This window comes from Allobosea sp. P1_A7 (genome assembly GCF_056406775.1).
The window spans coordinates 1-8,969 of record NZ_JBFTZN010000246.1 but is presented as its reverse complement, the minus strand read 5'-3'; the positions used below and the strand labels follow the sequence as shown (position 1 = coordinate 8,969).

Genomic DNA, 8,969 nt, shown 5'->3' with positions numbered 1-8,969 from the left:
CTGTCGAACAGGCCGGCAGGGGCGCGTTCGGGGCCCGCGACCTCGACGAGCGCATCGCAGCGCTGCAGGGCGAGGCGGAGGAATTCGTCAGGCGCCTGCGCGCCGCCTGATCCCKTTCTGTTCTTGCGCTTGCATTGCGCGGGCGACTCGCGCCTTTGTGCGGCATGGTCGCATATCGGATTCCTTCGCGATGAGCTGGTCGCCGCAACAGGATGCCGCGCTGAGCGCGGTCGCACGCTGGCTGCAGGCTGGTGAGCCTCAGGTTTTTCGGCTGTTCGGCTATGCCGGCACCGGCAAGACGACGCTCGCGCGCCATATTGCCGAGGGTGTCGATGGCACAGTCCTCTTCGCCGCCTTCACCGGCAAGGCGGCGCTGGTGCTGCGCAACAAGGGCTGCGATGGCGCCCAGACCATCCATTCATTGATCTACCGCTCGCGTGGCGTCGATGAGGAAAGCCCGACCTTCGTGCTCAACCGCGAGAGCAACGCGGCCAAGGCCGGGCTGATCATCATCGACGAGTGCTCGATGGTCGACGAGGAACTGGGCAAGGATCTGCTATCCTTCGGTACGCCGGTCCTCGTGCTGGGGGACCCTGCGCAGTTGCCCCCGGTCAAGGGCGGCGGGTATTTCACCGAGACCGAGCCGGACGTGATGCTGACCGAGGTCCATCGCCAGGCTGCGGACAATCCCATCGTCAGGATGTCGATGATCGTCCGCGAGGGAGGGCGCCTCGATGTCGGCGACTACGGCGAGAGCCGGGTCATTCGCCGCGATGCGGTCAATTCCGAGCTGGTGTTGGGCGCCGACCAGGTCCTGGTCGGCATGAACAAGACGCGCCGGCTCTACAATGCGCGCATCCGGCAGCTCATGGGGCGCGATTCGACCGTGCCGGTCGCGGGCGAGAAGCTCGTCTGCCTGCGCAACGACAAGAGCAAGGGCCTGCTCAATGGCGGCTCCTGGATCGTGCAGGAACTCAAGACCTCGAAGAAGGGCCTGATCACGATGCGGGTCACGCCGGAGGACGATACCGGGGGCAAGCCGGTCAAGGTCTCCGTGATGCCCAATTTCTTCGACGGCACCGAGGAAGAGGTGCCGTGGGAGCTGCGCAAGCACACCGATGAATTCACCTTCGGCTACGCCCTGACCGTCCACAAGGCGCAGGGCTCGCAATGGGATGACATCGTCCTCTTCGACGAGGCCTTTGCCTTTCGCGAGCACCGGGCGCGCTGGCTCTATACCGGGCTGACGCGTGCGGCCGAGACGATCACGGTGGTGGTGTAGCGGCAGACCCCGTGGGGTTCACAAGGCCTGTGCCGTGGCCCCCTTGGCAATGATGGGGCCGGTCGGCCTCCCTGTCGGCGAGCCTGTCGCGGGTTCCAGGGTGATCTCGAAGAGCTGATCCTTGCCTAGCGGCAGTTGGTCCAGCCTGAGATGAGTCGAGCGGGCACGCTCGATCAGTCCCACCGAGCGCGGGCCCACCGCGCGGTCCCACAATGTCCAGATTTCGAGCGCCTTGCCTTCGGGAACATGGATCGCCTGCAGCGGCACCATCTCGACCCTGCCGTCGGCGAAGGTGTTGACGACTGCTGCCGGGACGCTGGCCTCGGTCATCAGCACCGCGACCATCACGGGCTGGCGCCTGGCCCGATYGAGGGCGTTCAGCAGACCTGCAGCAAGAACGATCGTCGCCAGCGCTCCGGCGAGTGCTGCGCCGCGCCAGACGAAGAGGCTGTTCCACCAATCGGACAGGTGGCTGGCTGCTGCCGCAGCGGGGCGCGACGCCTGAGCCGGTGCTGCATTGCTCCCGCTTGCGGGAGCTGCCTGCTGCGCGACCGTCGCCAGCTCGGTCTCGATCCGGCTCCATAGCGCCGCTGGCGGCTCAATGGGCGCGGCGGTGGCATCGATGGCCGCGAAGTGAACGCGCCAGCGCTCGACCGCTGCAGCGAGATCAGGATCGGTCTCGAGCTGCTGGTCGAAGGCCGTGAGGTCGGCCCCCTCGATCAGGCCAAGCACATATTCGCCCGCCAGCGCGGTGCGCTCCTCCGGGCCGAGAGATCTGGTGGAGGAGGGGCTCATCCGAGGCACTCCTTGAGCGAGATCAGGGAGCGGCGAATCCAGGATTTGACGGTGCCGATCGGCATTTTGAGGCGACCGGCGATCTCGCCATGGGTCAACCCCTGGACGAAGGCAAGCAGCACGATGCCGCGCCGCTGCGGTGGCAGCGTCTCCAGGCAGGCGCGGAGTGCCTTGGCGTCGGACAGTTTCGACATCACCGTCTCAGGATCGTCCTCTTCGCTCGCGGTTTCCTCGGCGACAGGCATATCGGTGGTTTCCGTGCGCTTCTCATCCCGCAGGATCGAGAGCGAGCGGTTGCGCAGGATCGCGTAGATCCAGGTCAGGCCGGCACCGCGCTGCGGATCGAACCGCGTCGCATGTCGCCAGATCAGGACGAAGGTATCCTGCACTGCCTCCTCGGCCAGCGCGCGCCGCTTGAGCAGACGCTGGGCCACGCCGATCATACGCGCGGCCTCGGCGTCGTAGATGCGCTTGAGCGCAAGTTTATCTCCGAAGGCACAGTCGCGCAGCGCGGTTTCGATGTCCGTAGCCTTTGGCGGCACTACGGCGTTCATCGCCATCCCTGTCTCCTCCTCGGCGCAGCGCCTCAGCCTTGCGCGAATAGATGAATACACGGCTCGGCCAGCTTCGGATGCATCTCAGTTTTTTGTTTTTTCCTTCGCATCCGCTCTTGTGCCGCAAGCTTACCCCGATTGGGTGCCGCGCCAGATCAGGCGGCGAACAGCCCTCGAAACAATGCGACAGACGATTCGGAGGATAACATGCAGATTGCACGCGCCACACGCCTCGTGCTGATTGCTTCCACGATCCTGGGGGCTTCCTTCGCCGCGACCTTGGCAGCCCCCGCCGGAACCCTCGCCGCCCTGACGGGCGACGACACGCTGACAATGATCGATACGGCGACGCAGAAGGCGGGCAAGTCCATCAAGGTCACCGGCATGACCGGCAAGATCGCCGGCATCGATGTCCGCTCCGCCGACGGAATGCTCTACGCGCTGTCGACCGACGGCGCGATCTTCACGGTCGATACGGCGAGCGGGAAAGCGACGATGAAGTCGAAGATGGATACCACGCTCGCCGCCGGCATGATGGCGACGGTCGATTTCAACCCGGCCGCCGACCGGTTGCGCGTCATCGGCGCCGACGGCACCAACCTTCGCGTCAATGTCGAGGACGGCAAGACCACGGTCGACGGCAAGTTGAAATTCGCCCAGACCGACATGCACAAGGGCGAGACGCCGATGGTCGTTGCCGGCGCCTATTCCAACTCCGTAAAGGGCACCAAGGAGACGGCGCTCTACGATATCGACGCCAAGATCGGCGGGCTGCTGAAACAGGCACCGCCGAATGACGGCGTGCTGGGCGCTGTCGGCAAGCTCGGCGTCACAGCGAAGGCGATCGCCTTCGATATCGAGACCGATGCGTCAGGCGCCAATACCGGCTGGCTGCTGGCGGACGGCACCCTGCATAAGGTCGATCTCGCAACGGGCAAGGTTTCGATGGTGGGCAAGGTCACCGGGCTGAACGGGCCGGTGCGCGACGTCGCGGCGCTGCCGGCGATGTAGGCAAGCGGGGCCGAAACCGCCTCGGAGGGGCCGCCACGCCGCAGGGCGTGGCGTTCTTTCGATATTCTATCTCGGCGCACCGCATCGGGATATGCGATTTTTGCCATAGTTGGCCCGGATGCTCGGCCTTGCCTGCTCAAGGCGAGGGAGCCGTCGATGGCGCGCGATTCGCGGTTGAATATTCTCGGTTTGCAGCGCTTCGGCTTGGGGCTCCGACCTGGCGATCTCACGGCGATCGGCGGCGACGCCCGGGACCTGTTTCTCGATGAGGTCAAGCGCAGGAGCGTTCCCGTTTCGATTGGCCTCGAGCTCGTCGGGCAGGCGCAGATCGGATCGGCGTTCTATGCCTTCCAGGACAAGGAGAAGGCCGAGCGCGAGGCCCCCCGCCCGGCCATGCAGGCGGCGATGATGCCTGCCGCGGGCGGGATGAACGAAGGGCAGGGGGCGTCGGCGCCTCCCGAGCCTCCCTTGCCGCAAAGGATCTACCGCGACGAAGTGGCTGCGCGGATGCGTGCCGGGCTGGAACCGCTCGCCGGTTTTGGCGAACGGCTTGCGCAGTTCTGGTCGAACCATTTCTGCATCTCGGTCTCGCAAGGCAACTTCGTGCGGGTGCTGGCGGGGGCTTATGAACGTGAGGCGATACGCCCCTATGTTTTTGGCCGGTTCGAAGACATGCTCCTGGCCGTCGAGAGCCATCCGGCCATGCTGACCTATCTCGATAATCAGCAATCGATCGGGCCGAACTCTCCGGCAGGCAAGCGCCGCGGCCGCGGGCTCAACGAGAACCTCGCCCGCGAGATCATGGAATTGCATACGCTGGGCGTCGCTGGCGGCTATTCGCAAGGCGATGTGACGAGTCTGGCCCGCATCATCACGGGCTGGACAATTGCCGGCCGCGACGGCCGGCTCGGCTTCCCCGGCGCCTTTGCCTTCAATGCCGGCGTGCATGAGCCTGGCGTGCATTCGCTGCTCGGCAAGGATTACGAAGAGGCCGGGGCGGAGCAGGGCAGGCTCGCGCTGCTCGACCTCGCGCACCATCCCGCGACAGCCCGACATGTCGCGTTCAAGCTCGCGCGGCATTTCGTGGCGGATGATCCCCCGCCGGCGCTCGTGTCCCATCTGGTGGAAATATGGCGCCGCACGGAGGGTGATCTCGCCGCGGTATCGGCCGCGCTCATTCAGTCGAACGAAGCATGGGGTGCGGAGGCCKCGAAGCTGCGCCAGCCGCAGGAGCTTTTGCTGGCGATGCTGCGGGCGCTTGGACGCAAGCCGGAGTTCGGTCCCATCGCAGGAGCGCTCGCGACGATGGGCCAACCACTCTGGCAGCCCTCGGGACCGAATGGCTTTCCCGGAAACAACGATGCATGGGCGACACCGGAAGGCATCAAGACGCGGATCGACGTGGCGGCTGCGTGGGGGCGTCAGGCGGCTGGAGCCGCCAGCGACCCACGGGCGCTCCTCGAGGCAGTGCTCGGCCCGCTCGCTTCAGCCGAGACCAAACAGGCGGTGGCCCGCGCCGAGAGCAAGCCGCAGGCGATCGCGCTCTTGCTGATGTCGCCCGAATTCCAGCGGAGGTGAGCCAGATGTCAGACGCGATCCGCGACGATGACGACGATTGCGAGGCGATGACACCATCGCGCCGGTCCGTGCTGGGGGCAGCAAGCGCGCTCTTCGCCTGGTCATTCATGCCGAAATTCGCCCATGCGGCGGCCGGCAGTCGGGATGCGCGCTTCATCACCGTGGTGCTGCGCGGCGCACTCGACGGCCTCGCCGCCGTTCCGCCGATCGGCGATCCGAACTATGCCGATCTGCGTCAGGATATCGCGCTGCAGCGCGATGGAGCGGATGCGGCGTTGCCGCTCGATGGCTTCTTCCACCTCCACCCCGCCATGCCCAACCTCGCCCGCCTCTACGGCCAGGGGCACGCCGCAATCGTGCATGCGGCAGCGACGGGCTATCGCGAGCGCTCGCATTTCGATGGGCAGGATGTGCTGGAAAGCGGTCAGCAGGGCCCGGGACGCGTCGATAGCGGCTGGCTCAACCGCATGATCGCGGCGCTTCCGGCCGGTGAAGCGATCGCGCGTCACGGCGTGCTCGGGGTCGGTGTGGTGCCACCATTGATCGTCAGGGGCCAGGCCCCGGTTCTGGGCTGGGCGCCGCCGGTGATGCCGCGCGCCGGAGATGATCTGATCCAGCGACTGGGCGACCTTTACGGGCAGCGCGACCCCATGCTGGCAAATGTGCTTGCTCGAGCGATCGAGACCGAGACGATCGTGCTCGGCCAGGGCATGGGCGGCGACAGGATGCGATCACGCGGCGGCCCGGGCAATCCCCAGGGCATGATCCAGATCGCGGAGGGAGCGGCGCGGCTCGTTGGTGCCGATGACGGTCCTCGTATTGCGGCGCTGGCCTTCGAGGGCTGGGATACCCACGCCAATGAGGGCGGCGCCAAGGGGCGGCTCGCCGGGCTGCTCGGCGGGCTCGATGGTGCGTTCAATGCGTTCGAGACCGGGCTGAAGCGGGTCTGGAAGGACACGGTCGTGATGGTCGTCACGGAGTTCGGTCGAACCGCCAGGGTCAACGGCACGGTCGGAACCGATCACGGTACCGGTACTGTCGCGTTCCTGGTCGGCGGCGCGGTCAGGGGCGGTCGTGTGATCGCGGACTGGCCGGGGCTGAAACCGGAGCAGCTCTGGGAGCAGCGCGACCTGAAGCCGACCACGGATATCCGGGCGGTCGCAAAGGGTGTCGTGACCGATCTGTTCGGCCTGTCGGGGCCGGTTCTGGCCGAGAAGGTATTTCCCGGCACCGGCGATATTGCGCCGATGCCGAGCTTGGTCGTCTGATCCCGATCAGGCCCAGGCGCGCTTGGCGAGCTTGGCCTCGAAGGCGTCGATCTTCGGCGCCTTCTCCATGGTCAGGCCGATATCGTCGAGCCCGTTCAGCAGGCAGTGCTTGCGGAAGGGGTCGATGTCGAACGTCACCGTGCCGCCATCCGGACCCTTGATTTCCTGCTTTGCGAGATCGACCGTCAGCGTCGCGTTCGAGCCGCGATCGGCGTCGTCGAAGAGCTTCTCGAGGTCTTCGGGCGAGACCACGATCGGCAGGATACCGTTCTTGAAGCAGTTATTGTAGAAGATGTCGGCAAACGAGGTCGAGATCACGCAGCGGATGCCGAAATCGAGCAGGGCCCAGGGCGCATGCTCGCGCGACGAGCCGCAGCCGAAATTGTCCCCGGCAACCAGGATCTCCGACTTGCGGTAGGCCGGCTGGTTCAGCACGAAATCGGGGTTCTCAGCGCCATCCTCGTTGTAGCGCATCTCCGCGAACAGCGCGGTGCCCAGCCCGGTGCGCTTGATCGTCTTCAGGTACTGCTTGGGGATGATCATGTCGGTGTCGACATTGATCACCTTCAGCGGCGCCGGGGTGGAGGTCAGGGTGGTGAAGGGCTGCATGGCGAGGGCTCCAACAGGTCTTTCTGGCTAGGAGATCGTGACGTGGCCGACAACGCGCTTCAGAGCTGCGCGGTCAGGAGTTTGAAGCTGGCGAAGGTGAAGAAGGCGGCAAGGCAGGCCTCTGCACGACGGCGGATCTTGCGGTAGCCCGCGATCATGGAGGCGGTCGAAAACAGCAGGGCATATCCCTGATTGATCAGAAGCGAGATCAGCAGGCAGCCGATGATGATGGCATGCACCACAACCACAGGTGTTTCCGGGCGCAGGCCGAGCGCGATGATCGCGGTCCAGCTCAAGATCGCCTTCGGGTTGGTCAGGTGCATGAGATAGCCGCGCAAATAGATGCGATGCCCCGAAACCGTGGCTTTCGGCGGGGGCATGTCCACTCGCATCGCTGAACGCGCCGATCGCCAGGCGAGATAGAGCAGATAGACGCCGCCGACGATCTTGACGGCATAGAGCGCACCGGGATGGGCCACGATCACGGCCGAGACGCCGATGGCGGCCAGGATGCCCCAGGTCAGGGAGCCGGTCGTGACGCCGAGTGCGAGCGTCATTCCGGCGCGCCGACCACGCTCCATCGACGTCGCCATCACGGCAAGATTGCTCGGGCCCGGGCTGGCAACTGCAAGGAAGAACGCGGAATAGACCAGGGCCAGGCTCGGCAGATGCCGGATCAGATCGTCCATCATCGTCTATCGCTCCGCCCCGGCCTCGATCGCTTCCATGTCTTCGTCCGAAAAGCCGAAATGATGGCCGATCTCATGGACCAGGACATGGGTGACGATGGCGCCCAGGCCCTCGTCATGTTCGGACCAGTAGTCGAGGATCGGACGGCGATAGAGATGGATCATGTTGGGCATCTGGCCCGTTTGCGGGCCCGAGCCCTGCTGTGGCAGGCCGACACCGGTGAAGAGGCCGAGGATGTCGAAGGGGCTCTCGATCTCGAGCTCCTTCAGCACATCGTCCTCGGGGAACTCGGTGACGTTGATGATCAGGTCCGCGCAGAGCGCGCGGAACTCGTCCGGCAGGCGGTCATAGGCGGTCTGCGCGAGGCTTTCGAAATCAGCGGCGCTGGGCGCCTTGACCTCGTCCCAGGCAACAGCGGACGACACCTCGGCGGATGCCGAGGCGCTGGCGGATGCTTTGATCGACGGCACGGTTCCCATCACCAGATCTTGAGCTGATGCCCCAGCCACCAGGCGAGCAGCACGACACCGACCAGCGACAGCGCGCGACCGATGCGTCTGCCCCAGAGTTCGACAGTGTCGCCTTCAGGTGCGTCGCGGCCGGAGAAGTGATCGGCGGCGCGGCCCATGGAGGAGCTCAGCAGCCCCTCCTCGTCGCGCTTGACGCGCTCCAGCACTGCCTTGGCTTCGGCTGCCCGGGCGGCTTCGCRGGGATCGCCGGTCATGACCTGTGTCCCCGCTCGCGCATCAGCCCATCTGCCTCACATCGACGAAATGACCGACGAGCGCAGCGGCTGCGGCCATTTGCGGCGAGACCAGATGAGTGCGGCCCTTGAAGCCCTGGCGACCCTCGAAATTGCGGTTCGAGGTCGAGGCGGCGCGCTGGCCGGGCTTGAGCTGGTCGGGGTTCATGCCCAGGCACATCGAGCAGCCGGGCTCGCGCCATTCGAAGCCGGCGGCGAGGAAGATCTTGTCGAGACCTTCTTCCTCGGCCTGCTGCTTCACCAGGCCGGAGCCGGGGACGATCATGGCATAGTCGAGCGAGCCGGCGATCGTCTTGCCCTCGACGATCTTGGCGACGGCGCGCAGATCCTCGATGCGGCCATTGGTGCAGGAACCGATCCAGATCACGTCGAGCGGAATCTCGGTCATCCTGGTGCCGGGCTTCAGGCCCATATAGTCG

General features: G+C 65.7%; 11 protein-coding genes. 4 read left to right on the top strand and 7 right to left on the bottom strand.

The window, feature by feature from the left end; all coding sequences use genetic code 11:
* Positions 1-190 precede the first annotated feature (190 nt).
* Positions 191-1,282, top strand: a complete 1,092-nt coding sequence (locus AC1D34_RS29470; RefSeq protein WP_441489465.1) for an ATP-dependent DNA helicase — start codon at positions 191-193, stop codon at positions 1,280-1,282.
* A gap of 18 nt (positions 1,283-1,300) precedes the next feature.
* Here the strand turns inward: AC1D34_RS29470 and AC1D34_RS29465 are convergent, their stop codons facing one another.
* Both AC1D34_RS29465 and AC1D34_RS29460 read right to left on the bottom strand, forming a co-directional pair.
* Positions 1,301-2,077, bottom strand: a complete 777-nt coding sequence (locus tag AC1D34_RS29465) for an anti-sigma factor (RefSeq protein ID WP_476826123.1) — start codon at positions 2,075-2,077, stop codon at positions 1,301-1,303.
* Positions 2,074-2,637, bottom strand: coding sequence for a sigma-70 family RNA polymerase sigma factor (locus AC1D34_RS29460; protein ID WP_476826122.1), 564 nt, complete (start codon positions 2,635-2,637; stop codon positions 2,074-2,076). Before AC1D34_RS29460 ends, AC1D34_RS29465 begins: the two co-directional genes overlap by 4 nt.
* Positions 2,638-2,838: 201 nt before the next feature.
* Here AC1D34_RS29460 and AC1D34_RS29455 point away from each other — a divergent pair, with 201 nt between their 5' ends.
* The 3 genes from AC1D34_RS29455 (at position 2,839) to AC1D34_RS29445 (ending at position 6,488) form a co-directional block, all read left to right on the top strand.
* Positions 2,839-3,642: a DUF4394 domain-containing protein gene (locus AC1D34_RS29455; protein ID WP_476826121.1), complete on the top strand. Its 804-nt coding sequence runs from the start codon at positions 2,839-2,841 to the stop codon at positions 3,640-3,642.
* A 156-nt stretch (positions 3,643-3,798) separates the two neighbouring features.
* Positions 3,799-5,220, top strand: a complete 1,422-nt coding sequence (locus AC1D34_RS29450; RefSeq protein ID WP_476826120.1) for a DUF1800 domain-containing protein — start codon at positions 3,799-3,801, stop codon at positions 5,218-5,220.
* Positions 5,221-5,225: 5 nt separating this feature from the next.
* On the top strand, positions 5,226-6,488 hold the full coding sequence (locus tag AC1D34_RS29445) for a DUF1501 domain-containing protein (protein ID WP_476826119.1): 1,263 nt from the start codon (positions 5,226-5,228) through the stop codon (positions 6,486-6,488).
* Between the two features lie 6 nt (positions 6,489-6,494).
* Here the strand turns inward: AC1D34_RS29445 and leuD are convergent, their stop codons facing one another.
* From leuD to AC1D34_RS29420, 5 genes are all read right to left on the bottom strand, one after another.
* Positions 6,495-7,097 carry a 3-isopropylmalate dehydratase small subunit gene (gene leuD, locus AC1D34_RS29440; protein WP_043233564.1) on the bottom strand — a complete coding sequence of 201 codons (603 nt, stop codon included), beginning with the start codon at positions 7,095-7,097 and terminating at the stop codon, positions 6,495-6,497.
* Between the two features lie 59 nt (positions 7,098-7,156).
* A complete protein-coding gene (locus AC1D34_RS29435) occupies positions 7,157-7,789 on the bottom strand; it encodes a LysE family translocator (RefSeq protein ID WP_476826118.1) in 633 nt (210 codons plus the stop codon).
* 3 nt (positions 7,790-7,792) lie between these two features.
* On the bottom strand, positions 7,793-8,266 hold the full coding sequence (locus tag AC1D34_RS29430; protein WP_441489458.1) for a metallopeptidase family protein: 474 nt from the start codon (positions 8,264-8,266) through the stop codon (positions 7,793-7,795).
* The gene (locus AC1D34_RS29425) at positions 8,266-8,511 is read right to left on the bottom strand and encodes a hypothetical protein (protein WP_476826117.1); all 246 of its coding nucleotides are present in this window, start codon (positions 8,509-8,511) and stop codon (positions 8,266-8,268) included. Before AC1D34_RS29425 ends, AC1D34_RS29430 begins: the two co-directional genes overlap by 1 nt.
* Before the next feature lie 22 nt (positions 8,512-8,533).
* The coding region (locus AC1D34_RS29420; RefSeq protein WP_476826116.1) for an aconitase family protein at positions 8,534-8,969 on the bottom strand (436 nt) is incomplete at its 5' end.